Here is a 26,761-nt window from a genome sequence, read left to right as displayed (position 1 = left end):
CGTATCGCGCGCTCAAATGACACGTGCCACTATGAATTATGATCCGATCGGAGCGAATCGAACGTCAAGCGACCTCATGCTACACGAGGCAAGGACCACAGATTTCCACGAATGCCCTCTGCGGCCATCAATCACTATGAGGCCGTTGCGGATCGCTGTGGCGCGAGATGGCGTGCCTTCTGGCGGTTCAAAGCAGGGCTCCAATGATCTTGGCCTGAACGAGTGTTTACTCACTCGCGCTGTTGAGTCGACTTGACACCTGCAATTAGACGAAATGTCACTTTTGTGCCAACAGCCACCTTTGAGCAATTTTTGTCAGACTTGTCCTTGACTGACGATTGGCTACCAACGCATGGACCGAAAATGTGCGCATCAGTCATGTTGCATCCAGTGCATCGCAGCTTCGATCACGAACCGGCTCAAATTGCAGATGCAATATTTACCAGACAATCGCCAATACGTTTTGCGCCTGCGAGTTGAGCGTGCGTCGCAACTTTATGCGCCACAATCGAGAAAACGGTTTACCATCGAAATTCCATCGAGGGGGAGATCGCGTATAGTTGCCACGCATTGTAGCACCAAATGCAAACGGAATGGGCAAATGAGTATCGTTCGATTGAATGTGTCGTTTGTCTGCAAATTTCTGAAGAAAATATTACGAGAAATAATTTTTGACATAATGATTGACATGCCTCCAAAGATGGGTAAGATCAGAGACTGTTACCTAGTTGGTGAGGCGATGTTTCGAGGCGGATTTTACATTAGTTGTGACTGAGCTTTCGCGAATCATCAACGAGCTTGCTCGTGCGGATGCTTGGAACGACCTATTTCGCGAAGTGGCTCCTCTCGTTGATCTGTTGGTTGCGTCTTGCAACCGACCAGGACGGAGTCTACTGCGACGCGACGCAATTCTGTGATCGTGCTCGTCAGTGACTTGGTTCCGCCGATCCATCCCAAGGGGAAAATCGTGCGCTAAAGTGGGTCGCTTTGGAACATGATTTGCCAAGGAGGGAGTGGATTGTTTGAAAGCAAACACTCGACGATTACGCATCGTGCGCCAGCGGATATTACATTTTTTATTTCGCACCACGGCATTTGGGAGCATAGTGATGCATCCCACCGGCACGGAGTGCCGACATAAGATCTCACAACAAGTGATCCGGTGATACTCAACGCATCAAGTACACCGCTAAATTTCTTAACGAATCCGCCACAGAGTGTGCCCGGACGGCGGTGGTATGCCGTCAAAACATTGGCGCGGCAAGAGAAGACGTTGGCGCGCGAACTGGAGCAGCTGAGTATTCCGTATTACCTACCGTTGCGAACGCGAATCCTCACCTATCGCGGGAGGAAGGCAACGTCGTTTTCGCCGCTGTTCACCGGGTTTGTTTTCATCTTTGCCACCGACGAGGAACGCCGGGCCTGTCTTGCAACAGGGTGTGCAACGTCGATGCTATGTATCGTCGATCAAGAAGCGTTCCGGCTGGACCTCATAGAAGTGGCAACAGCGCTAGCGAACGAGCCGGACGACGTTTTGATAGACTTCCCGAGCAGCACAGGTTGTGCCTCGGCTAAGCGGAGCGGTGAAATCGGGCAAGGAGACGCAATTGCAGGCGGCTTAGACACTAGGGCCTTATTGAGGAATCCGCAACAACCGCCGCTGTGCAACGCAGTAGCCGCACGTGACCAGCAATCAGGCAAACGAAAAAAAGTTAATGCTGTCGTTACCGAAGAGGCAGGTTAGCGGACGTGGCAACCGATTACCGGTCGACACGAAACAAACGGCAACTCGCTAGCGAGCGACCAGCTCAAGATCTCATGAGCCGCGATGAGATTGGCGACCAACGCCAATCGTCTGGGCCGGTCAGAGGAAGCGCTACTGATCCAGCCAGCGATCATATCCGTAGCGTTCCAACACCGACGCAAACGGGACTGAAAATTGATCAATACCGAGTTCAGATCACCATTTCTGCGATCGTGTTCGTTGTGGTATGGGCCTATTGGTCCTCGCTCTTGCACTTGGCTGGCCGCTGGTTACGTGAGCCTGAGTATTCGCATGGCTTTTTCGTTCCCGTGTGGTCAGTGGTGCTGTTATGGCTGCGCCGGAAACAAATCACGGGAATGGTTTGGGAAGGAAGTTGGTGGGGCCTAGGCTTGGTTGCTATTGGGATCGCACTCCGGTGCGTGGCGGCGTACGGATTTTACACTTTGATGGCTGCATTTTCACTGTTGCCAACTTTGGCAGGATTGGCGATTGCGGCGGGAGGATGGCGCTGCCTGCGATGGGCACTTCCCAGCATTGTGTTTCTGGTGTTTATGATTCCCCTTCCCGGGTTTATTTCCGAATCACTTTCGCTCCCTTTACAGCACTTGGCGGTGACGAGCGTGACGTATCTACTGCAGCTGATTGGTATTCCCGCCGGCATGGAGGGCAACGTCATTCTCTTGACTCATAGTAAAGTTGGAGTTGTGGAAGCATGTAGCGGCTTGCGGATGCTGATTTTGTTTTTTGCCGTGTCGACTGGGGTGGCGATGATCGTGCAGCGTACGTGGATCGAACGAATCGTCTTAATTGCGAGCGCAGTGCCCATTGCGATCGCGGTCAATATCGTGCGTATTACGGCAACCGCCTTGTTGCACAACTGGGTCAACCCGCAGTTCGGCGAATCATTTTTCCACGATTTGGGAGGCTGGTTGATGGGTCCTATGGCGCTGGGACTACTCTGGTTGGAAATGAAATTTTTCGACCGCGCCCTGGTTGTTGTGCCGTCAGGTCCCCTCCGACTCAGCGCCACCCCTCGCAACAGTGACCACAGATCGTAGGCAATTGCAGCAGACGATCTCGTTTAGCATGAGTAAGCAACGCAGATGAATCCATCTCATTCTGATCCTGTATCCGGATTACCGGAGAGCAGTGTCCCCGCGGGTTCTTCGGAAAGTTCGTCTCAAGCACTCTCGACTCGTGGTACTGATTCCGTCGGTGTGGGCCGGCCGTTGAATACCCCAGTATCAACAGGCGGTTTCTCAAGTTGGTTACATGCGCTGCGGCGACGGTGGCTGTTAGCGCTTAGTCTGAGTCTGCTGTGCGGCGGCGCCGCCACGTGGGTGGCGTGGCGCAATTGGCAGCCCGATTACGCTCCGACCGCCACGTTGCGCATCGCGAGTCATCAGCCTTCTTTACTGGATGCCAAAGGTAACGAGGCAGAGCAGGCGACATTCGACGTGTACAAGAAGACCCAACAGCAGCTGCTACGCGACCGCTTCGTGCTCAACGCGGCGCTGCGCGATCCGACGGTGGCACAATTACCGATTGTGAAACAACAGCTCGATCCGGTCGAATGGTTGCAGAAGGAAATCGTCATAACCTTTCCCGGTGACGCCGAGATACTCCAGATTTCCATACACAGTCAAAACCCCGCCACGGCTGCCGCGGTCGTGAATGCAGTTTGTGATGCGTATGTGGATCGAATTGTCCATGCTGAGCGGGACGAACGACTGAACCGGCTGCAAAGTTTGGAAAAGCTTTACAACGATGCCGAAGAAAAAGTGCGTCAGAAACGCTCCGAGTTGAAGGAGCTTACCGAATCCTTGGGAACGGGAGACTCGAAAGCCGCCACGCTCAAACAACAAATTGCCTTAGAGGAATATGCGTCGATGCGCAAGGAACGGCTGACGGTACAGCTAGGGTTGATGCGTGCCAATGCGAAGCAAGTGGTTACAGAAGCTCACTTAGAGGCTTTGGAAAAGCAGCCGATCGCTCGTGAGCTTCTCGATGCTCGCATCACGGCGCATCCTGATTACATTGCGGCCGTTCAGGCGGTGGAAGCGCTACGGCAGAAGTCGCGCAACGTGGAGCTCGTTGTTGCTGACAACCAGCAATCGTTGATCGATAAATACCGTCGCAGTGTGGCAGCAGAAGAGGAAAAGCTGGGGCAGTTGCGTGTGCGTCTTGAGCCCGGGGTGGAAGCGGATCTACGACAAGAATTAATTCAGCAAACCAAGGCTGACCTGGAAGCGACGATCTCGGAAGTCTCGACGTTGCGTGCTGAAGACGAACGTTTGAGTCAAGACGTCACCAAGCTGGCGGGGGAAGCCAATCAGATCGGTCGATCCTCCGTCGACTTGGAGATGATGCGTACGGAATTGGATAATCTTGAAACCGTTCGCAAACAGTTAGACTCGGAAGTGGAGAGCCTGAAGATTGAGTTAGCGTCAGCAGCGCGTGTGGAAGTCTTGAGCCGTGCCATCGCGTCGCAATCCAACGACAACAAAGGACAGATTCGGCTGGCCGGCGCCTGCGGCGCGGCGGGATTCTTGTTGCCGTTGCTGAGCATTTGCTGGTGGGACACTCGCCGCAAAAAAGTAAATACTCCTCAAGAGGTCAGTGTTTCGCTCGGGCTGCCCATCGTCGGCACCGTTCCGCTCATTCCTGCGCGAGTCCATCGGCGTCTGGCCGCCAATGGCCCGCCCACGGTTTGGACTCGCTTGCTAACGGAGTCAGTCGACGCAATTCGCGAGACATTGATGAATCAACGACGATCTCGCCCGCTGAAGGTCGTGGTCATTAGCAGTGCGATTTCCGGCGAAGGGAAGACGACGATCGCCACACAATTGGCGAAAAGTTTTGGCCGAGCTGGTAGTCGGACGTTACTGGTGGATTTTGACCTGCGGTGCCCCGCTACGCACCTTGTGTTCGGCAATGACTCCGGTCCTGGGTTGGTAGAATTGTTGGATGGCACTCAACAGCTGGCCCAAGTGATCTTTCCCACCGGAGAAGCACACCTCTACCACCTGCCGGTTGGCGGCATTCGCTCGGGCTCCAATGAACTGCTGTCCAGCAAACGAAAGGCAGTGGAAGCGGTTTTCGGGGAGCTGAGATCGCAATTTGACATCATCATCGTGGATAGTTGTCCTATCCTACCGGCCGTCGACACGTTGGTGATTGGGCAATTTGCCGATGCGGCAATCTTGGCCGTGATGCGCGACGTCAGCCAGAGTTATCAGATCATGGAAGCGCGGGCACGGTTAGAGCAAGTGGGCGTGCATGTGCTGGGGGGGGTCGTGAGCTGCAGGCCTGCTTATGTTTACGGTTTAACCGATCGGTACCGTCAGCTATTCAACGGCAATGCAGAACCAATCGAGATGGGGACGACGGGCGAGTAATTATGGCTCCTATTACACCGATACTGATTATCTTCACAGGAATTGTCGCGGCGGCGATAAGTTACCTATCGATGACGGGAGTGAGTCTCCTAGCTATTCGTTGTGGTTTTGTTGATCGCCCCGATAGCCAACGAAAATTGCACGACCGTCCCGTTGCACTTGGTGGCGGCGTCGGTATTTGGCTCGCAATTTGGGTCAGTATGTGTTTGATGGCAGTCTGCGAGATGAGCCTGGGAGATTTATTCGCCGAGCAGTCGTGGAGCTTGCTGGGCGTATTCCTAGCCAGTTTCCTGATCGTGCTGTTGGGCCTGCTCGATGATCTATTCCAACTCCGCGGGCGACATAAGCTAATCGGCCAAATTGCGATCGCCAGCCTGTTGATCAACTTCGGCTATCAAGTTCGAGCGGTGAACCTGTTTGGGGTGCAGATAGAGCTCGGTTTGCTGTCCGTTCCGATTACTTTGGGCTGGTTACTGTTAGCGGTAAACTCGCTCAACTTGATTGATGGGATCGATGGATTAGCAAGCACAATTGGTTTAATTTTGAGCACCACCTTGGCCTGTTTGGCCTTCCTGAATGGCCATTTTGTCGAAGCGCTATTATTGTCGATGATGGGAGGCGCGCTTGCAGGATTTCTGCCATTTAACTTCCCCCCAGCGCGAATGTATTTAGGCGATGCAGGCAGTATGTTCATCGGGCTCTGGCTAGGCGCGATTTCGATTCGAGCATCGCTGAAGGGGCCCACGCTCACAGGATTGGCTGCACCCCTGGCCGCTTGGAGCATTCCGCTATTGGATACGTTCGCTGCGATTGTCCGACGCAAGTTGACTGGACGAAGTATTTACACCACGGACCGGGGACATCTGCACCATTGTCTGCAGCAGATCGCCGGGAGTACGAGGCGAACCTTATATTTCATCGTCTTGGCATGTCTCGCCACGTGTTTGGGCGCCCTAACCAGCGTGTCGATGAAGAGCGACGTGTTTGCGGTCATTAGCGTGATTTCAGTGATTGGAGTGTTGGTGGCCACGAGATCATTCGGTTACGGAGAGTTGCAATTGCTTAGCGGGAAGCTGCGAGCGCTTGCCCACTCGCTGATTCCAGGGCGCGATCGAGAGAAAATCTCCCCGCAGCAGCAGGAAGTGAGGCTGCAGGGGTCTCGCCCCTGGGAGCGTTTGTGGGATTCGCTGTTGGATTTCACAGAACCATTTAACCTGACCCGGATGCGTCTCGATGTGGATATTCCAGTCTGCCAGGAATATTACCATGTGTCCTGGACAAAAGCGGAGGATACGGACCTACAACCACAATGGGAAATCAAAATTCCACTTGGCAACGGCAACCGACCGCTGGGCAGACTGTCAATTGGTGGATTTCACAACGGCGATTCCGCGAGCGCGTTGCTCGCGAAGCTGTTCAGCGCGCTGCCGGCATTTGAGACGCAATTCCAAGAAGTGATCATGCTGGGTGCGGTTGACCCCGTGGGAGATAGCTCTTCGGGAGATGCACGGAACGATGAGCCCCGGTCTGCCGGCAAGCAGTTAGAAGAAGTTCGGAGATTACCACCAATCATGCAAGTAACCCAATGAATCATCCACCATGCGATTGATTATTGCACTTACACTCATTCTCGGATCCGAATTGGCGATCCGCGTCACTCGCCATAGCCTGCTGGAACAGTCGGCCGCTCCTCCCGAAACCGCGCTCAGCACGATGCCACTGAGAATCGACGAGTGGAGAGGTTCGGATATTGAACTGGATCGACGATTGTTCCGGCGGACCGGAGCATACCAAATGATCAACCGTACTTACAAGAACCCAGTGGGCGATCGAATTGATATGAATTTGGGAGTATGGTTGAATTACGATGTTGCAATCCCACACAAGCCCGAGATTTGCTACCCGGCTGCCGGTTGGGATATAGTAAGCCGGCAACCTGTACGAATATTTGCTGACGGACCGGGCTCCTTCACCGCGAGAATGCTAATCCTGGAAAAACGCACGGAGCGAATTGCGGTACTTTATTGGGTGACGCTTGGCGACTCCATTGCGCTCGACGATGACGACATTCGCCAAAGCCTTCAGAAAACCGTAAGCGTGGGCAAGTCTCGGCCGCCGGCCATAAAATGCATGCTGCAAGCGGATGGAGATGACCCCAGCCGGGCAGAACGCCAACTCGTTGAATTCGCTGAAGTCGTGTCTCCCCATCTGCGACAATTTGAGCAACAATAACTGCCAACATCGGGTGCACGAGGTCCAAGGGGGAGATTCTATTCGGAATTTGCATCGCGCACATGTTGCTTTTATCAATCGGTCCTACTGGCCAGACGTGGAAGCCACGGGTCAACTATTGACCGAACTGTGCGAAGATTTGAGCGCAGACTTTGACGTATCTGTAATTGCTGGCCCCCCCAATCAATATGCGGGAGAAACTTGCTTTCGACGATCAGGATGGGCTCGACGTCGGGGCGTAAGAATTCGTCGGATACCGTGCACGCAGCTGTCAAAGGCAAGCTGGATTGGGCGCGCCGTGAATTACCTTTCGTTCTTTTGGATGGCAGCGGTGGCCGCTCTTAAGCTTCCGCGCCCCGATATCCTCATCGTGGAAACGGATCCACCGCTATTATGTTTCATCGGTTTTTTGCTGCAAAAACTCCGGCGCGTAAAGCTTGTCGTCTATCTGCAAGATATCTATCCTGATCTGGCCATTGCCTTGGGCAAACTACCTGACAACGTTCTGACACGTTGGCTGCGCCGGGCTATGTTTTGGGTATATTTTCGCGCCGATCGAATTGTCGTGTTGAGCCGGGACATGCGCGACCTATTGGTTCGCTCCGGTGTGCGGGCGAGCACCATCAGTTGCATACCGAATTGGATCGACACACAAAAAGTTATTCCCGTCAAACAAAACAACTGTTTCCGGCAGCGACACGGCTTGGTCGACAAGTTTGTCGTCATGTATTCCGGCAACTTGGGGCAATGCCAACGGTTGGAAGATATTGTCGAGGCCGCTGGATACTTGCGACACAGCACCGAAATTCTGTTTCTATTGGTCGGCGATGGGGCGATCAAACAACGCTTGGTTAAGCAAGCTGCGGCGCAGCGTCTTGACAACGTTCACTTTTTACCGTACCAGCCTAAGGAAATGTTGGCAGAAAGTCTTAGCGCAGCAGACGTGCATTTGGTGCCGGTCGATCCGCGTGTCGTCAACTGTTTGATGCCCAGCAAATTGTACGGCGTATTGTCATCTGGAAGTCCGGTGCTCGCCGTGGCACCCCACACTTGCGAACTTGCCGAGTTGGTCGAGCGGTTCGAGGTGGGCATTGTCAGTCCACCCGGTGATTCCGCAAAACTAGCCGCTACGATCAAAGGCCTGGCAAGCTCGCGCGAAAAATTGGAGATTTGGGGCCACCGTGCCCGTCAGATCGCGGAACAGTTCTACAACCGTTGCAATACAACAAAGTCATTCGCGCAAATGTTGCAATCTTTAGGTGGAATATCCGTTTTTGACCGCGTTGCATCGACGAAATCGGCGCTCACTGAGGTTTTGCACAACCCTCTCAAATTGACTGAATCCGCCTCTGGAATTCATCGACAGTCGGGAAATCCAACGGATATCCTCGACACGGCGACGATTCAAGGATAGTGATTTGAAAGCCGCGTTTGGATGGACTGCTGATGAATGACCAGCAATCGGAGGACGGGGTAATTGTGAGTCCGAAGCTGACGTCGAAGCACGTCGCAGTCGCTTTGCTTTACTAATCTATGCAACTCATTGAACAACTTCCTGTAGAGGGGTTTGGCAACACGAACGGTGCGTTGCAAACGGAATCGCCACGATCGCACCGCCTGATTATTAAGCCGACTTCCGGCTGGCGCGCCATCGATTTCCGGGAACTGTGGCGATACCGCGAACTGCTGTACTTTTTGGTTTGGCGCGATGTCAAAGTCCGGTACAAGCAGACGGTGCTAGGCGCCCTGTGGGCCATTATTCAGCCAGTCATGTCGATGGTTGTATTCAGTACATTTTTCGGTCGCTTCGGAGGGATGTCGAAGAATGTCGACGTGCCGTATCCCATTTTTGTGTTCTCCGGTTTGCTCCTGTGGCAGTTCTTTTCTAGTTCAGTAACCCAAGCTGGCGGTAGTTTAGTAAGTGCTTCGACGTTATTGACTAAAGTGTATTTTCCCAGGTTATTTTATCCGCTTTCGAACATCGGCAGTGGCTTGGTCGATCTCTTTGTTGCCAGTAGCGTACTGATCGTGCTGATGGTGAAGTACGGCGTTGCCTTCACCTCGGGTTTAGCCATGCTTCCGCTTTTTGTGCTAGGGACTGCAATTTTAGCGCTTGGCGTCGGATCACTTTTGGCGGCCTTATCGGTCGTGTATCGCGATTTTCGCTATGTAATACCATTCATCGTGCAATTGTGGATGTTCGCCAGTCCTGTAGCCTATCCTCTAAGTGTTGTTCCGCAAAAGTATCAATTGATCTATGCGCTCAATCCCGCCGTCGGCTGGCTTACGGGATTTCGCAGCGCTATATTGGGCGACGCCGTTCGCTGGGATTGTGTGGGCGTTTCGCTAATCGTAACCATTGTTGTGGTGGTAGTCGGGGTGCTGTATTTCAGACGTGTTGAACGGCGCTTTGCAGACGTTATTTGATTGGTCATCTTAAAGTAACAACGGCGAACTTTAACTCGCGAGCATTTCGACACGCAACCCATGAACACACCAGTTATTCGCGTCGAAGATATCGGCAAGGAATATCAAGTTGGGGTTTCCGAGCCGGGCTACCGGACTTTGCGCGAAGCGATCGTGTCGGCAGCTTCAGCGCCGTGGCGGCGTTTTCGGCACCTTTCGGGCCGAGCGCGCCAAAATCACAGGTTTTGGGCACTGCGCGAAATCAACTTCGAGGTGCAGCAGGGCGAAATCGTGGGCATTATCGGACGCAATGGTGCCGGTAAGAGTACCCTCTTAAAAATCCTTTCTCAGATCACCGAACCGACCACCGGCATGGCGACTTTGGATGGACGAGTTGGTAGCCTGCTGGAAGTCGGTGGCGGTTTCCATCCGGAACTCACTGGTCGCGAAAACGTGTTTCTCAAAGGCGCCATGTTGGGGATGAGCAAGCGAGAAACGACCGCGAAATTCGACGAAATCGTCAGCTTTGCCGAGGTCGAAAAATTCATCGACACCCCTGTCAAGCGGTTTTCCAGTGGTATGTACACGCGATTGGCTTTTTCGGTTGCGGCCCATCTGGATCCAGAGATTGTCATTGTCGATGAAGTCCTAGCCGTCGGTGATGCCGCGTTCCAGCAAAAGTGTATTGGTAAAATGGGAGAAGTGGCACATGATGGACGCACGGTTTTGTTTGTAAGTCACAACAGTGCGGCAGTCGAAACACTATGTACGCGCGTGATTTTGCTGCAGTCGGGGCAAATTATATTTGACGGAAAGCCGTGCGACGCCATAGGCCGCTACTTCAATGCCGCCCATTCAGCTACCTTGGGAAGTTTTCAGAGAACGGCGGAGGAATTGAGCACTTTTAAAGGACGCGCATGCATAACCAGCGCGTCGATCAATAGCGTCGAAGGTGCAGATGGAAAGTTTCCAATCGGCGCGCCTATTTCCCTGGTCGTTGAATGTGTCTGCGAACAGGTCGACGAGCCAAATTTGGGAATTGGAATTAGCGATTTCCGAGGACTCCGCGTGATGTCGTTTAACACCGTGTGTGACCCATCGACCCAATTGCCTCGGTCCGTCCGCGGCAAGTTCCGCTTTATATGTAGCGTTCCGAGGCAGGAACTCGTGCCGGGCCGCTACAGCGTTAAGCTTGCCTTGGGGAGTAAGGATTGCTTTTTAGACGTCATTGAAGATGCCCTTCAATTTACTGTGATGCCGACCGACTTTTTCGGTAATTACGGTCGATATGTGGGTGGAATCGTCTTTGCGAAGCAGAGTTGGCAGATTGAATGTACGAATTAGACATTTGCCAAAGCGATAAGCCAAATGTTCGACCCGAGGCGAAGACAAATTGCCATGTAGCCGCCGCAGCGGGGGATGCGGTTACCCATTGATCTGAACGTCATGACGCGACGAGTAATGTATCGGCTGCGGAGCGCAAGACCTATCGCATCACTGTGCAATCGCGCAAGTCGAATGTCGGCTGCACGAAAGTTCAGAAGAGACTTTTTCAAATTCTCTGAGTTATCGTCGGTTCGAAATAGACAAATGCCCATTCGTTGGAGTGACCGTCGTCTTTGCCTGACGGACAACACTCCCACGACCAGATTTGACCGTCACTACATTTACCATCCCGCATGGGCCGCACGCGTTCTTGCCCAGCTACGACCGGCAGTCCATATCGATGTTTCTTCGAAGTTATATTTTTCTGCGATTGTTTCTGCGTTCTTACCTATCAAGTTCCTCGATTATCGTCCGGCGCGTCTCAGTTTATCTGGACTCGAATGCGGACAGGGTGATCTGCTCTCATTACCTTTTGCCGACGCATCTGTCGCATCCCTCTCCTGCATGCATACGGTGGAGCACATCGGGTTAGGCCGGTACGGCGATCGGCTGGATCCCGATGGTGACATTAAGTCGATTGCGGAGCTCAAACGAGTATTGGCACCAGCTGGTTCACTGCTATTTGTCGTGCCGATAGGGGAGCCGCGGATCCAGTTCAATGCCCATCGAATTTATGCATACCATCAGATTCGCGCGTATTTTAATGACCTTGAACTTAAGGAGTTCGCGCTTGTGCCCGACAAGGAGGATCAGGGCGGTTTGATCATCGATGCACCAGAGAGTATGGCGGACTCGCAGACTTATGGTTGCGGGTGTTTTTGGTTCCAGAAACCACAATGAATCAACGCCGAGACGACATGATAAGATTCTCGACGCGATTAATTATTGCCAATCACGTCGGACAACTTGCTAACAGCCTACTGCTTTCCGCTCATGTCATGGCCGCCGCTATCGAAAACAAGTTCAAGGTCGTCAACATCGCTTTCACGCCCTATGCCCATCTGTTCGGCAGGACCCGGGGCAGTTTATTCTGCGGATATCCAACCCTTCCGCTGCTTCCCATTCCGCAATTAGCTACTTTTCGAGGGAAAGTTGCCCATACGTGTCGACTCCTACGCGGATACATGTCCAAGCACGATGCTTTGAAAAGGTATCTGCAGCGTCGTGTCCAAGACGTATCAATAGGCTGGAGCGAGTGGTGCAATTTGGACAATCCAACAGTCGTGAGTGCGATGCGTGAGCGTCATTTTGTGATCTTGGATGGCTGGCATTTCCGCGCGCCTGTTGCCCTTTCACATCATGCATCGATCATTCGGAGGTTTTTCCGGCCGCGGCAGATTTTTCTTCGCGAGGTTCGGTCTGTTGTCAAATCGGCAAAGCAAAACTGCGACGTGTTGGTGGGAGTACACGTGCGACAAAAGGATTACGCACGGTGGAGAAATGGTCGATACTTTTTTGACGTGGGCGCCTATGTGCGATGGATGCGCGAGATGCAAGCGATGCTAAAGGGACGTGCGGTAAAGTTCCTCGTTTGTTCTGACGAACGATATGAGCCCGATGCTTTTGGATCGCTGCCAGTAGCTATCGGCAGCGGCACGGCGATCTGCGACTTATACGCTCTCGCGTCGTGTGATTATATCATCGGTCCACCGAGCACATTTTCTTTGTGGGCGTCGTTTTTCGGGGGTGTTCCTTTGCTCCATCTAACGAGCGTGGACCATAGATTGCACGGAACGGAACAGTTTCGTGTGGACAAGGATCTGGACTGGGCGTTTTAGCGTGTCGATAAAATAGATGCCAGTCACGTCACCTCTTTCGAGCATGCGACCGATCAATGAACCCTTGGTCAGCATACTGATTCCATGTTTTAACGCGGAAAAATATGTTGGCGAGGCGATAGAAAGCGCGCTAGCGCAAACTTATCCCAGAATTGAAGTCGTGGTTGTGGACGATGGTTCCACGGATGGAAGTTTGGATGTTATTCGATCCTTTGGCAGGCGAATTCGATGTGAGACTGGACCAAAGCGAGGCGCCTGCGCTGCCCGCAATCAAGCACTGCGGCTATCGGGTGGCGAATTCATTCAATTTCTCGATGCGGATGATCTGCTGGAGCCAATGAAAATAGCGATGCAATTACCGATGCTATTGGCCGATGAGGCGGACATTGTGCTATGCAGAGGTTTGTTGTTCGGCGACACACGGCCGGCATGTCCGATCAAGCGTATCGTATTACCCACGCCCACAGCCGATGCGTTCATCTTTCTCCTCAACCATCCGGTCGGTACCGAGAATCCGCTGCACCGACGTTCATGTTTGGAAAAAGTGGGGGGGTTTCGTGAGGACTTGCCACGGGCGCAGGAAGGTAACTTACATTGCAGATTGGGAGCTGCCGGTGCGCGGCTTAGAGCCGTCGATGCATTACTATTTCGGCATCGTGATCACAATGGGCCAAGGGTTAGCTTGCAGCCTCAGACGCCCGGCTATCTGTGTTGGTTTATGATTTCGCTGTTGAAGGAGCTCGAATCTGGACCACCCTATCAATTTATGAAAGAGCGGCGTGCGGCGCTTGCTGGAAGTTTGTTTCAGCAGGCAATTTTTGCATACCGCGATGGAGCGATTGAGATTGCTCGTGAGGGATTTAAATGTGCCACGCGATTGTCTTCCAATCCTGATTATGTTGAACGTGCCTGGTACAAGGCTTTGGTCCGGGCATTGGGCCCGATGAGGACGGAACAATTGTTGGCAACTGCTCGTCGGTATTTGCGTGGTCATCCAAAGCGTGAATCAACCAGCGTCGTGCGTGTTGTTTGAAAGAACTGGCGAAGTAATGTCGAATCGCGACCGTGGCATGTACATCAGATTCTCGAAAAGCTGTTCTTGGTTCCGACATCAAACGGTGCATAAGCGCTGATGTCTGGCACGCCCATCACCATCGATAGCCCCACAGGAATGTTGCCTTCGCCCCGCACCGCCTCTGCGAATTGGGTATTGTATGTAGTTTCTGCGGTGGCGATTGCGACCATTTTGATCGATGAGGTCATCGCCTTGCAGTGCCTAAGCTGCTGGGCATATGACGATCATGGCGGGCACTTAGTTTTAGTCCAACTGTTAAACTCGAATCGTCAGCCGAACGTCGACTTTGGGTACTCCTATGGACCGCTGACAGTCTTGATATGTCAGGCATGGGCAGTAATCTTCGGAAACCATTGGTCAAGCTTTTTGTACTTGTGCTTATTGTTTCGCGTGATTTCGACAATGCTAATCGTTTCGGTTGCCGCGCAGTTTCGTCTGTCCAAGCTCGTTCAAGCAGTATTCGCGCTCGGGCTGTTTCGTTGGTTGCCGTACAATTGCACGATTGCCCGTCCGGGAGAGTTGATTGGACTGCTGCTTGCAATTCGGTGCCTGATGTCATCACGACTAGATTTAGCTTTGTTGGGTTGCACGCTAGCTACTTTATTCCGACCTTCCATCGGATTTCTGATCGGATTCGCGTTAATATGTATTGTGTTGTGGCGAGCATTTTTGCAATTAAATACATCTTGGACAAGTCGTATCGCTCAACTGCTGCGGTTTGTCGCCCCTTCCGCTGTTTTAGAGAGCGTCGTCGGATTGATTTACATCGGCCTGCATGGCGCCACATCCTATGTGCTCACCATTTTTCCCATTGCAGGTAGTCACCTGTATGCGAATAGGCAGGCGAGTTTTTTGAAGCTTGGATGGGATCGCTTTTTCCCGGCTGATCAGAATTGGAAAGGATACCTGACGAATCCGTCCCATCTTGATTTAATCGTATTGTTGACGCTGGCGGCTGGGCTACTCGTTAGCGTGGTGCAATTGATTCGAGCTGATCCACAAGAAGATAAACTTGGTTCGCCCTCTCATCTGCATTTGGTTCTTTTTTTTATCGCTACCGTCGTTTTTTTCACTTTGACGATCAGTTACAGCGCTTTGGCGTGTTACCTACCGTTTTTTTGGCTCGGGTTTATCGCTGCGTGGAAAGTATTCGGCAGCGGTTTAGGACGTGTTGGCATAGTGATCATGGCGCTCATTGGGATAAATCTTGTCCTCCACGCGGTATTTGTGATGGAGTCAGTAGAAAGGAAGCTTACAAGTATTGCGGACGACTTTCATCTTACCAATCCACAGCTTGTGGTGGATCGGACCGAGCAGGCAGAGCTAACTGAGATTAAAAAGTACGTTGACGGTCAAACCATCGCGTTTCCCTGCATGATGGGAGATGTGACCTTGCTGAAGCAATTTGGAATCTCGGTTTGGCCGAATCACTATTGGTGCTTATCACCAGGAATTGCCAGCTCGCAAGAGATTGACGACGCGCGTGCCCAGGTTCGCAACGTCGAATACGTGCTACTCAAAAAACCTCACATAGCGTTTTCCGAGGATCTTTTGGCGCTCAGCGAAATGCATACAGAAGTCCTATACGACGGAAAAAACTTTGACCTATTGCATGTCATTAAAGCTCCACAGAGTACAGAGGCAACTAGATAGTGGAAGAATGCCTACAAAAGGAATTCGATGTCAGTAGGAGAGGAATCCTTTTCCGCGCCGGAGGCAGATCGGCGCCCAACGACGAAAGAAACTGTCTCTTCTCGAGCTTTTTGGGCGCGATTCAAGCAGCGGATGACAAATCGCTTGGTAGATAATGAAACGCCAGCACGTATCAGCAAGATCTCCATCTCCCGGTTATGACGCCAGACTTTAAGTTGGACTAAACGTTCGTCTCTTGTTAGCTCACTTTCAACCAAATCATTTAGTGGTATGCTTTGCTTTTTGATGGCGCTGAAGTCGCGTCTGTTAAGCAGTAATTGGGAGCGGGTCGCGAGTTTATGCGAATCTTCTATTCGATCTGCTTTACAGCAGACCGAACCTAGCGTCAAGGTATTGCTAATTTGCCATGAACAACCTCCGTTTGGCAAACGATTCGACGACCGACTTGAAATTATATCAGTTGACTTTCCGCCACCGAGTCCGACGTATGCCGCGACGATGGAAGACAAATGGCGCAAACTTCATATTGGCATGATGCGTGCCGGCGAGCTTCAACCTGATTTTGTCATGATCATGGATGCCGACGATTTGGTTAGCAATCGTCTGGCTGAGCATACACTCAAACATCCAAACTGTAATGGCTGGATCATCCGCCGCGGCTATCATTATCGATACGGCAGTCATTGGATTGGCTGGAGCAACGACTTCAATTGCGGTACCAATGCAATTGTCAGCAGCCGATTGATTCGGTTTCCCAAGGACCTGCGAGAAGACAGCCGGAAAAACTGTATCGTTTTGCGGTGGGGGCACACCAAAATTGCTGAAAAGCTGGCGGAAGCCGGCACACCGCTGGAAGCACTACCGTTTCGTGGAGCAGTTTACGTTGCTCAACATGGCGACAATCACAGCCATGATGTCCCGTTAAGCAATCGACTCGTCAATCTGATCCGATCCTACCGCAACTTCGTCCGCTCGCCACGAATGATTGTTCCCTTGACAGGACGAATTCAAAGTGAATTCTCCCTGTAGGTTTAACTCAGTCGCTTTCAAACTCGTTGTACAGTCACATGTCCATCGCAGCGAATAGGAAGCTCCGTATTATGAACCACGTGTCGAAATTCGATCCCGGTCAACAACGAAAGCGATATGATGCAAGATACACCGAACGGATGGTTCCCAACACAAAGAAATGGCAAACTAGTTGGGCCGAGCACATCACCCGGTACACTTTTGCCGCAACGCATTTGCAAGGTTGTCGCGTTCTAGACCTGGGGTGCGGCATCGGCTACGGGACCCGTTATCTCGCTGAACATGGCGCCTCGGAAGTAGTGGGCGTGGATTATTCTCAGGAAGCGATAACGCAAGCTCAATCCGAATTCCACCATCCAAGGGCAAGTTTCGTGCAGGACGACGCACAACAGCTGGATCAAATATATGGACCGTTTGATGGCATCGTGGCATATGAAATCTTCGAACACGTCGACAGCCCGACGTCGATGTTGGCGCGATGTCGTGATTTACTAAGTGTCGGCGGTTGGTTCTACTGTAGCACGCCGAATACGCGGTTTCGCCCAAAACTGAAGGACGGCATTACGCCGCGCAATCCCTTTCACGTCAAGGAGTATTTGGAGGAGGAATTTCGCGAGATGCTGTGTAAATACTTCGATTCCGTAGAGATCTTTGGACAGGATTATACTCCAGCCTATAAGCGACAGGTGCAAGCGCTTTCTCGATTGCAAAGCTGCGACTTTGCACTTTGGTCAAATCCTCTTGTGCGGCTCGGTCGACTGATTCAAAGACTTAAAGGAGTTCGAGTCAATTGGATGGAGGACAGTTGTGTCTATCCTCCCCTTGAAGAGGATATTGTCATCTGTGAAGGCACGCGTGGTATCGAAGATGCCACGACCTTTATCGCACGCTGTCGGAAACAAAGTTGAAAAAATCTCCGATGCGGTTGGCATTTGTCACCCCTGAATTTGTTACAGAAGCGCGTTTTAACGGAGGACTTGCCAATTATCTGGGCAGAATCACGGTCGCATTGGCGAAAGCGAATCATGACGTCCACGTCATCACTACGTCGCACGAAACCGCGTCATTCGCGTACCGAGAAGCAAAAGTGCATCGAGTGGTTCCCTGTTGGGATCGTAGAATGACGATTGACCGTGTTGATACCCTTGTTCCACGAAGCTTTTATGGGGCCTATCAAGATTTAAAGGCAGCTTGGTGCTTGTCCCGAAAATTGAAAGCCCTTCACCGATATCAACCATTCGATGTAGTACAAATCGCGAATGTTTCGGCTGTAGGCCTTTTTTTGCGCGGGATGAAGGACCTACCTGTTGTATTGCGAATGTCATGTTTCCGACCAGCTTGGGATGTGGCTACGGGCTGCGTACCCACCGTCGGACTTCGATTGCGTTGGAAGTTGGAAGAATGGAATGCACGTAGCCGACCGTTTGTATACGCACCGAGTCAATTTGTGGCACGACAAGTTGCACGTGCTTACTGTTTGCCCCGTGTCGACGTGCTGGAATCGCCATTCTTTCAACCGGAACCGGAGCAGGATTTCAGCGCCTTTAACGAGTTTGGACGAGGCCGCGACTACGGATTTTTTTTTGGTCATTTAACTCAGATGAAGGGCGCACATGTGTTGGCGGCCGCCCTGCCGCAATTATTGACAGCATTGCCTGATCTCCGGTTCATTTTCGTCGGCACCGATGGGATAGCGCCCACCGGAGGGAGCATGCGAGCCTATATTCGCCGAAGCCTTGGGAAAGATGTCAATCGCGTTGCGCTTTTAGATCCGGTGAAGCATGACAAACTTTACCCGTTGCTCGAGCATTCTCGGTTTGTGGTATTGCCGTCGCTGATCGATAATCTGCCCAACACTTGCCTGGAAGCAATGGGGCTGGGCAAAGTCGTAATTGCCACGAAAGGATCATGTTTCGAGCAATTGATCAATCATGGAAGTTCAGGGTTACTGGTGCCGCCGAGCGATGCCGCAGCGCTGACCGAGGCTATGCTAACTGCGGCACGTATGTCCGCGGATGAGCAAAGCCGGATCGGCACAGCGGCCAAGGAACGAATTAGGAGGCTGCATCCTGATCATACAATTCCCCAGTTGCTAGAGTACTACCGACGGATTCTCGAGGAATTTGACTCAGGGCGTGCTGAAATTAGCGCGACGGACCCAAGCGCCGGCAAACACGAAAAGGTTGCTCTTGAGTCATCATCTGTATCCTGTCCGCCTGTAATTCGGCCAGATCAGTTTCATTGCTGAATGACTTCGACGCGCAAATTTCCGACGCCTGGTAGACTGTGGTACTTGTTCCGTCAAAACTGCCACGAGGGGTGGTCAACGCCGTATTGGCGACGGTTTGTGCGGACCAAAATCCTCGATTCGGCGCCGATTGAAACCGCAGTGACGGCCGACACAATTGAAGTCTTTACGCTGACTGGAAAAAAAGATTGGCTGAATCTAATTTGGTCGCTAAAGAGCTTTTATCGATTTGCTGCACGATCTTATCCTTTGACCATTCTAGATGACGGAACGCTCACCAATAATGAAGATGAAATGTTGCTGCTGCACTTTCCTCAAGCGCGACTCATCCGCGCGGTCGCGAGTGACGCAATCATGATGCAAGAGTTGTCCGATTACCCGCGCTGCCAATGTTACCGGCGGCTCCATCCGCTAGCGCGCAAGTGCTTCGATGTAGGTTGCTTTATCCGTGCGCCGCGAGTCCTACTGCTCGACAGCGATGTATTATTTTTTCGTGAACCGACCGAGCTCCTTTTCCGGATCGATAAACCTACCATTATGAATTATTTCAACGCCGACGTTGCGCCAGCATTGAACATCGGTGCCGTCGAAGCAAGTCGGAAGTTCAATATTGAATTGAATGAGCGGATCAACTCCGGTTTGTGTCTCCTATCCAGCGCCGTGTTTAATCTCGATTGGATGGAAGAATTCTTATGTTGCGATTCGATATGGGCGAACAAAATATGGCGGATCGAGCAAACGCTTTTGGCGCTTGCCGCGTCACGCGTGGGCGTGGAACTGCTGCCAGAGCGCGAGTATCGAGTAAGCCTACAAGCTGGTACTGACGGCTGTGCGGCAAAACATTATGTGGGGGCGGTTCGACATCTCATGTACCGCGAGGGATTGGCCAAATTGGTTCGAAACGGATTTTTGGATCCAGCACACCAGGATCAATATGTCTCCAATGACACGTCTGAACGGACTTCCTGACTTGCGCCTCAACGCGCCTTCCGTCGCTGCTTCTCGATCCGACAGCGCTCCGGCAACAGTTGTCTTAATGATGCCGGACCTGAGGAAGGACAATCCCTATCAACGATTGCTGGCCCGATCCTTGGAGTCTCAAGGTTTTCATGTCTGCTTTCCAGTGGGCTATCGTCGTATTTTGCCTTTCTTTCGAGCAGTGCGCGAGAATCGATCTTCGTCCATTCTGCACCTGCATTGGACGCTACCGTACTTGCGCGCACAATCGCGAATTATCTTTATCATTAGGGCGGTCAAGTTTCTATGTGACTTGACGCTGGTGCGGTGCTCCGGCCGCCCATTGGTATGGACTGTACATAATCTTGTGCCGCACGAATCACGCTTCCCACGCTTGGAACTTTGGGTGCGACGCATGTTGTGTCGTGCCGCCGGAGCAGTGATTGTTCACGGTTCAGCCGGAAAGCAGCAAGCGATCGCCAAGTTCGGATGCATCCCGGAAAAAATTGCCATCATCCCGCATGGCCATTATCAAGACGTATATTCACCAAGCCCTCCGCGCCAAACGTCGAGGCAGAATCTCAACTTGCCTGATAAAACAACCATGTTGTTCTTCGGAATGGTACGCCCCTACAAAGGTATGCCGATGTTACTGCGGGCTTGGCGTGCACTTGCCGCTGCAGAAGCCCAATTGGTCATTGCGGGGCCCTGTTCGCCCGAGTATCGGCACGAATTAGATATGATTGCGCCCGATGTCGCGGGAGTTATTTGGCACGATCATTGGATTGCGGAGGAGGACCTTCCGCTATATTTTGGGGCGGCTGATGTGGTCGTATTGCCGTTTGAGCGTGTGCAAACTTCGGGCAGCGTCATGTTGGCCATAACCTATGGCAAGCCAATTATCACACCACGACTGGGTGAACTGCCCGAGACGCTTGCCGGCGCGGACGATTTGATGTATCAGCCAGGAGACGAAGCAGCGCTGACAAAAAGTCTGCGAGAGTCGCTATCCAAGGATTTAAATGACATCGCTCGTCGGACTGCTCTGGTCGCAGAGCGCTTCGATTGGGAACCGATAGCCCAAAGGACTGCCTTGGTATATCGTCGCGTGATCGCAAAATCCCGCCGAGAGTCTCAGCGCACAAATGGTCGCTGCTTATCGCGCGCAGCAGTGAACGAAAGTCTGGACCATGAAAGTTAGCATCCTGATTCCCTGCTTCAACGCTGAGCGCTGGATTGGCGCCGCAATCGCATCGGCACTCGATCAATCATGGTCGGAAAAAGAAGTGATTGTAGTGGACGACGGATCCACTGACGGCAGCCTTGAAATAATCCATTCTTTTGGCGACCGAATTCATTGTGAATCCGGGCCGAATTGTGGTGGCAATGTGGCGCGAAATCGGCTGCTCGAACTGGCTTCCGGCGATTGGCTACAGTATTTGGATGCTGATGACTGGCTCATGGCAGACCACGTGGCGCAGCAGATGATGGTCGCCCAGTCAAATCCGCGGGCCGACGTGGTCTATTCTCCCATTACCATGGAATATTGGCCGGAAACGGAATTGGCCAGTGAAAGCAGTCAAGATGATCGCGGAACGAAACTCAAAGCCACCGGCTCGCCAAAACGTGAAGTGTTCCCAATTCCAGAGCCTCACGACCCTTGGATCCAGCTGATCCGCTGGTATCTGCCCCAAACGGGTGCGACTCTTTTTCGGCGGGAAGCCGTGGTCGACGTTGGCCAATGGAAGATAGATCAACCGTGCTGCCAAGAGCACGAACTTTATTTTCGGCTGCTGGCGGCCGGTAAGATATTCACATTCAACCCATGCTCGGGCGCCGTCTATCGGCAATGGAGTCAGGGCACGGTTTGCCGGCGGGATCCCCTGCAAACATTTTTACGGCGCTTGGAAGTGGTAACGAGCGTCGAGAAATGTCTAGCGCAGCGTGATGCGTTAACCAAGCTGCGTTATCGTGCCATCAGCTTGACGCGGATGGAATGTGCTCGCAGCCTGTACCACCTCGATCGCTCACAAGCCCTGGCACTTGTTCAACAGCAACAATTGCGGAGGAGGATACTGCTGGCTGACGAGCCGGCATTTCCTCCGATGTATCGGTTAGCGTTTCATTTGTTTGGCTTTCGAACCGCCGAATTCATTGCCGATGCAGTCCGCCGGCGACGAAGCAATAATAAGCCGCGAGTCTGTGAGTCTGATGATGTCGATCAAGCAATGATATCTCCTCGGACAATTGTGGAATCGGCGTCGTGATACCAGCCTACCTCCCATAAGCGATTGCCGCCGGCTTTCCTGAGTTCCCCATGCTTAAAACTTGCACACTCTCCATCTTTGTGGCACGCCCCGACTTGCGGTTCATGGAATTTACCATTCCGCATTTGGTGCGGATGTGCAATTATCCGTTTTTGGAACGCATTTTGTTAGTGGATACTGCGCCCTTGGCCAAGCGGTATTCACAGCAGCCTGGTTTGGGCAGCCATGCCGATTTGATTGCAGCCTGCCAAAGACTGCAGTCAGCCGGCAGCATCGATTGTTACCTGGAAATGGACTATTCGCCGGTAGTGCGAAACAAGCTATACCGCAAACATTTTGGCAGACGGCTGCAGCATACTCACAATTTTCGCGGCTATCCCATCCTAGGAAATCTGTACGCCTTGGAGATAGCGCGCGGCGATTACTTCCTGCATTTCGACAGCGATATGCTCATGTATCAGAGCGTGGATTTCAATTGGATCGACAAAGGCATCGAGTTATTGGAACGTGTCCCCGAAGCGCTGTGCGTGAATCCACATCCAGGACCGCCCCGTCAGGATGGACTGCTGCAACAAGGGGAAAGACACTACGAATTAGATACCCGTGGGTTCTACAAATTTTGGTTTTTCACCAGTCGTCGTTATCTGATAAATCGAAACAGGTTCTTCAGTACACTTCCGATGGCTCCGAAATACCTTTCTTGGAAACGAAGGCTGTTGAGCAAGCTTACCCGCGAGAGCCCTTTGTGGAATTGGGAGGTGATGGTGACCGAACATATGTGCTCGAATGGAATGCTTCGTGCAGATTTATGTGATTCGGGGGCCTGGACGCTTCACGCCCCAGACCATGGTGAGGAATTCCTCGCCGCATTACCGAATGTGATTCCCAAAGTTGAATCCGGCCGCTTTCCGCCAGAACAAGCCGGGAATTACGACTTGGTGCTAAAGCACTGGGTTAAAACGTCGACTTCAGAATCGACTGGAACCGGCCAACTGGTAGCCCGGTAGCGCATGTTATCGTTTTCGTCGATCATTCCTGTACATAATCGGTCTGGTTTGGTTGTTCCAACCATTACCTCGGCATTGGCGCAGCGGTTCGTCGATAACGAAGTGCTTGTGATTGATGATGGCAGTACAGACGGTACCGCAAATGTCCTGGCCCAGTTTGGTAATCGCATTCGAGTTTTTCGACAGGAAAATGGTGGTCCCGGGGCGGCCCGAAATTTAGGAATCGAGCACGCAGGGGGAGAATATATCGCCTTTTTGGATAGCGACGATGTATGGTTTCCGTGGACGTTAGAAGTATACCGATCACAGATTGAAAAGCACGACAAGCCGGCGATCGTCATCGGCAAACCGTCGCTCTTTCAGGATGCGAACGAACTTCCAACGGAATTTAGCGGTGCTGATTCCACGGCCGTCAATGTGTTTTCTGACTATCTCGCCTCGGGCGACCAATGGCGCTGGTTCGGAGTATCATCGTTTGTTATTCGACGGGACGTATTGCAGCAGGTCGGTGGTTTCACCAAGGAGCGCGTCAACGCGGAAGATGCTGATCTAATGCTCCGACTAGGCACAGCGCCAGGGTTTGTCCAAATCACAAACCCTGTAACCTTTGGATATCGTCGTCATGCCGACAGCGCGATGGCAAATTTAGACCGGACTTATGCGGGAGTCCGACATTTGATCGGTAGTGAGCGGCGTAGTCAATATCCGGGTGGAACGAACCGATCTAAAGAACGCACGCGCATTATCACGCGCCATGTGCGTCCTGTTAGCCTGGAGTTGCTGTCGCAAAGCCAACGTCGCGACGCTTGGTATCTTTTCCGCTCTACCTTGGGATGGCACTTTCGTGAAAGGCGTTGGCGTTATTTGGCCAGTTTTCCAGTCCTTGCCGCAAGACATTGGATTACGTTCATGCGGAGCGGGGGGATGTCTGGTGCTGCGCACCGCCGGGACGGGATGCAGATGCTGACCACTACACCCGTTACACCATCAGCACCTATTTTGTTAAACGTCCCTCGCGCAGGTTGTGTGGGCATACAAACAGTGAAACCAAGGAGCGCATTAGCGGGGCATCGTCTGTCCCTGCAATACCGCAATTTCAAATTCCATGTCCGAGAATTCGGATTACGCACGGCCCTGCAGATTGTTTACCAACGCAGGAAAGGGAGACGGCTCCTGGCATTGGATATTCCACAAGTGCGCACAAAAGTATATTGCCGCACCAATGGCTCCGATTTCTATGCTTTGCGCCAAGTATTGTGCCAACATGGGATTCAGTTTCCTTTGCATTTTGAACCCTCACTTATTGTCGATGCAGGCGCCAATGTTGGCTATTCGACACTGCGTTTTGCCAACCTTTGGCCAAAGTCAAGAATCATTGCTATTGAGCCCGAAGCCGCGAACTGCGAGCTGTTCCGTAGGAATTGCAACGATTATCAGAATGTGACGTTGTTACAAGGCGCAGTGTGGCCTACGAGAACGAGATTACAAATTTCAAATCCGACTGCGGACAGCTGGTCGTTTCGGATAGCGGAGGCAGCTGCCCAAGCGGGCCCAGTGATTTGCGCATATACCATCGAAGATATCTTGGCAATCGCCGGTTTTCCGCGGATTTCACTATTGAAAATGGATATCGAAGGATCAGAGGTGGATTTGCTCTCAGATGGCGCCGACAAATGGCTCGACAAGGTTGATGCCCTGTTGATTGAACTGCACGATCGTTTCCGAGATGGCTGTAGGGATGCCCTTTCCCGTGCCCTGGGAGGGCGTGAGCACAAGCGATTGCGTTACGGAGATTACGATCTGATTATTCTGGCTGGCGAGGGGCAGTGTGCCAGCACCTAATGGACTTGACAACGCCGTTCACGACCCAAGCAATACCTGGAAATCAGCCAGTGACCGGATGGTCAATTTCATGCTTCGCCTTCCGAGCGCCGTTAGGATGCGTTGGCGAATTTTATGGTTTAGGGTGGTGGGCGTCAAAATCGTGGGTAAGTGCTGGCTGCAGCGCGTGGAAATTCCGCGAAATCCTTGGGATGTGCACCTTGAAAACGTCGCATTGGATAATCATGTTGTGCTGCTTACAACCGGGGATCGAACGGATACACCGCGAATTGTGATTCGGCATGGAACATATATCAATCGATTTACAATGATCGACGCCTCCGAGCGTATAGAAATTGGCAAGCACTGCATGATCGGCCCGTATTGCTATATCACCGACCATGATCACGGATTCCAAAGTGACGGACCGATCCAATCGCAACGCTTGGTCAGCAAGCCTGTGTGCATCGGCGACGACGTATGGATTGGCGCCGGCGCGCGCATTCTTAAAGGAGTGACGATTGGGAAGGGCGCTGTGATCGGAGCTGGAGCAGTGGTAACCCGAGATGTGACCCCCAATGCGAAAATGGCCGGCGTTCCGGCACGAGAGATTGGCGCCCGAGGGTAGCTCATTCATGGCTAACGAACCACTGATCACATTTATGATTGCCACACGGAATCGTGTGGAAGAATTGCGTAAGACTCTTGAAAATTGTGAAGCTCAACTGTGGCCAGCCATGGAAATCTTGGTGGTTGACGACGCATCGACGGATGGCACCTACGAAATGGTGCGCAGTCGTTTTTCCCAGGTGAATATTGTGCGTCGCGAAAAAAATGTCGGCTCGATCGTCGCGCGCAATGATATTCTGCGGCGCGCCCGCGGCAAATACATCATCGCGCTGGACGACGACAGCCGGCTAGTCGACGCGGATGCATGCCGAAGAATAGTGGAACGAATGGAACGTGAGCCAGACCTAGGCATCATTTCGCTGCAGGTGATCGGACCGGAGCATCCAGAACGGATGCAGGATTCCGGTCGCTTGCGCGGCGAATGGCATTGCAATTCATACGCTGCATGTGGCGCGGTAATTCGGCGAGCCATGCTTGAGAAAACAGGGCTCTTTCCCGAATTTTTCTTTCATACCTATGAAGAGCCTGACCTTTGCTTGCGGGCCTGGGATGCAGGATATCGTGTCCTGCAGTGGAACGAGATATTGGTCTATCACGAGTTCTCGGCACTGAACAGAAACGAACAACGTAACCATCGGCGTCACGCCCGGAATGAAGCCTGCAGCGCGATCATGCGTTACCCTTTGTATTTGGTGATTCCTGTGCTCGTTGTGCGTTTGTTTGGACAGTTCTGCTATGCGTGGCAACGTGGCTGGGCATGGCAAGAACCGCGAGTGTGGTGGGACGTGTTGCTGTGCCTGCCCGCGGCACTGGCCCAACGCCGGCCGGTAGACGCAAACGGCATTAAGATATGGCTCTCAGTAAATCGCGAGCGGATCGTTGACCCTCGTTTGATTGCTCGCTTGAGGACGCAAAGTTGGTGGAAGATTATATCGAGCCATAAATGGAATCGGGATTCACGTCATAATGAATCGCGTTCGTCTGATTCGAATACGACCTATGTTAGCGAAGCCGGTCAACGACTTACCTTTTGATCTCGTAGCGAAACGTGTGTAAGTGAAGCCAGCGACGCTCCAAGAAGCTCAATTGCCAACTCGACACCGCTGTCA

Annotated in this window: 22 protein-coding genes; all 22 read left to right on the top strand. The window is 52.3% G+C overall.

Annotated features, from left to right (window positions below; genetic code table 11):
• Window positions 1-1,162 precede the first annotated feature (1,162 nt).
• The 22 genes from VMJ32_18690 to VMJ32_18585 all read left to right on the top strand — a co-directional run bounded on the left by VMJ32_18690 (window position 1,163) and on the right by VMJ32_18585 (window position 26,686).
• Window positions 1,163-1,744, top strand: coding sequence for a UpxY family transcription antiterminator (locus tag VMJ32_18690; GenBank protein ID HTQ41049.1), 582 nt, complete (start codon window positions 1,163-1,165; stop codon window positions 1,742-1,744).
• Window positions 1,745-1,818: 74 nt separating this feature from the next.
• Window positions 1,819-2,823, top strand: a complete 1,005-nt coding sequence (locus VMJ32_18685) for an exosortase/archaeosortase family protein (GenBank protein ID HTQ41048.1) — start codon at window positions 1,819-1,821, stop codon at window positions 2,821-2,823.
• Between the two features lie 45 nt (window positions 2,824-2,868).
• Window positions 2,869-5,163, top strand: coding sequence for an AAA family ATPase (locus VMJ32_18680; GenBank protein ID HTQ41047.1), 2,295 nt, complete (start codon window positions 2,869-2,871; stop codon window positions 5,161-5,163).
• A gap of 2 nt (window positions 5,164-5,165) precedes the next feature.
• Entirely contained in the window at window positions 5,166-6,752 is a 1,587-nt protein-coding gene (locus VMJ32_18675; GenBank protein HTQ41046.1) for an MraY family glycosyltransferase, read from the top strand.
• A gap of 10 nt (window positions 6,753-6,762) precedes the next feature.
• Window positions 6,763-7,395 (top strand): EpsI family protein, encoded by a 633-nt coding sequence (locus tag VMJ32_18670; protein ID HTQ41045.1) that lies wholly within the window; start codon window positions 6,763-6,765, stop codon window positions 7,393-7,395.
• Complete coding sequence (locus tag VMJ32_18665) at window positions 7,307-8,809, top strand: glycosyltransferase family 4 protein (GenBank protein ID HTQ41044.1); 1,503 nt, start codon at window positions 7,307-7,309, stop codon at window positions 8,807-8,809. Before VMJ32_18670 ends, VMJ32_18665 begins: the two co-directional genes overlap by 89 nt.
• A 119-nt stretch (window positions 8,810-8,928) precedes the next feature.
• Complete coding sequence (locus VMJ32_18660; protein HTQ41043.1) at window positions 8,929-9,822, top strand: ABC transporter permease; 894 nt, start codon at window positions 8,929-8,931, stop codon at window positions 9,820-9,822.
• A gap of 60 nt (window positions 9,823-9,882) precedes the next feature.
• Window positions 9,883-11,145 (top strand): ABC transporter ATP-binding protein, encoded by a 1,263-nt coding sequence (locus VMJ32_18655; GenBank protein ID HTQ41042.1) that lies wholly within the window; start codon window positions 9,883-9,885, stop codon window positions 11,143-11,145.
• Window positions 11,146-11,391: 246 nt separating this feature from the next.
• Entirely contained in the window at window positions 11,392-12,027 is a 636-nt protein-coding gene (locus VMJ32_18650; protein ID HTQ41041.1) for a DUF268 domain-containing protein, read from the top strand.
• Window positions 12,024-12,965, top strand: a complete 942-nt coding sequence (locus VMJ32_18645; GenBank protein HTQ41040.1) for an alpha-1,2-fucosyltransferase — start codon at window positions 12,024-12,026, stop codon at window positions 12,963-12,965. Before VMJ32_18650 ends, VMJ32_18645 begins: the two co-directional genes overlap by 4 nt.
• Window positions 12,966-13,008: 43 nt before the next feature.
• Window positions 13,009-13,998, top strand: a complete 990-nt coding sequence (locus VMJ32_18640; protein HTQ41039.1) for a glycosyltransferase — start codon at window positions 13,009-13,011, stop codon at window positions 13,996-13,998.
• 99 nt (window positions 13,999-14,097) lie between these two features.
• Window positions 14,098-15,693, top strand: coding sequence for a hypothetical protein (locus VMJ32_18635; GenBank protein ID HTQ41038.1), 1,596 nt, complete (start codon window positions 14,098-14,100; stop codon window positions 15,691-15,693).
• A 270-nt stretch (window positions 15,694-15,963) separates the two neighbouring features.
• On the top strand, window positions 15,964-16,722 hold the full coding sequence (locus VMJ32_18630) for a hypothetical protein (protein ID HTQ41037.1): 759 nt from the start codon (window positions 15,964-15,966) through the stop codon (window positions 16,720-16,722).
• 71 nt (window positions 16,723-16,793) lie between these two features.
• On the top strand, window positions 16,794-17,630 hold the full coding sequence (locus VMJ32_18625; protein HTQ41036.1) for a class I SAM-dependent methyltransferase: 837 nt from the start codon (window positions 16,794-16,796) through the stop codon (window positions 17,628-17,630).
• Entirely contained in the window at window positions 17,627-18,970 is a 1,344-nt protein-coding gene (locus VMJ32_18620; GenBank protein ID HTQ41035.1) for a glycosyltransferase family 4 protein, read from the top strand. Before VMJ32_18625 ends, VMJ32_18620 begins: the two co-directional genes overlap by 4 nt.
• 99 nt (window positions 18,971-19,069) lie before the next feature.
• Window positions 19,070-19,939 carry a hypothetical protein gene (locus VMJ32_18615; GenBank protein HTQ41034.1) on the top strand — a complete coding sequence of 290 codons (870 nt, stop codon included), beginning with the start codon at window positions 19,070-19,072 and terminating at the stop codon, window positions 19,937-19,939.
• Window positions 19,914-21,128, top strand: coding sequence for a glycosyltransferase (locus VMJ32_18610; GenBank protein HTQ41033.1), 1,215 nt, complete (start codon window positions 19,914-19,916; stop codon window positions 21,126-21,128). Before VMJ32_18615 ends, VMJ32_18610 begins: the two co-directional genes overlap by 26 nt.
• Window positions 21,118-22,194, top strand: a complete 1,077-nt coding sequence (locus tag VMJ32_18605) for a glycosyltransferase (GenBank protein ID HTQ41032.1) — start codon at window positions 21,118-21,120, stop codon at window positions 22,192-22,194. The genes VMJ32_18610 and VMJ32_18605 overlap by 11 nt, the downstream gene beginning before the upstream one ends.
• A gap of 152 nt (window positions 22,195-22,346) precedes the next feature.
• Window positions 22,347-23,201, top strand: coding sequence for a hypothetical protein (locus tag VMJ32_18600; protein HTQ41031.1), 855 nt, complete (start codon window positions 22,347-22,349; stop codon window positions 23,199-23,201).
• 3 nt (window positions 23,202-23,204) lie between these two features.
• On the top strand, window positions 23,205-25,043 hold the full coding sequence (locus tag VMJ32_18595; protein HTQ41030.1) for an FkbM family methyltransferase: 1,839 nt from the start codon (window positions 23,205-23,207) through the stop codon (window positions 25,041-25,043).
• Window positions 25,030-25,650, top strand: coding sequence for an acyltransferase (locus tag VMJ32_18590; protein HTQ41029.1), 621 nt, complete (start codon window positions 25,030-25,032; stop codon window positions 25,648-25,650). The genes VMJ32_18595 and VMJ32_18590 overlap by 14 nt, the downstream gene beginning before the upstream one ends.
• Before the next feature lie 7 nt (window positions 25,651-25,657).
• Window positions 25,658-26,686, top strand: a complete 1,029-nt coding sequence (locus tag VMJ32_18585; GenBank protein HTQ41028.1) for a glycosyltransferase — start codon at window positions 25,658-25,660, stop codon at window positions 26,684-26,686.
• Window positions 26,687-26,761: the final 75 nt, after the last annotated feature.

It is taken from the genome of Pirellulales bacterium (genome assembly GCA_035499655.1).
Taxonomy (GTDB): Bacteria; Planctomycetota; Planctomycetia; order Pirellulales; family JADZDJ01; genus DATJYL01.
The sequence above is the reverse complement of the archived record's forward strand: the minus strand, read 5'-3'. Positions and strand labels throughout refer to the sequence as shown.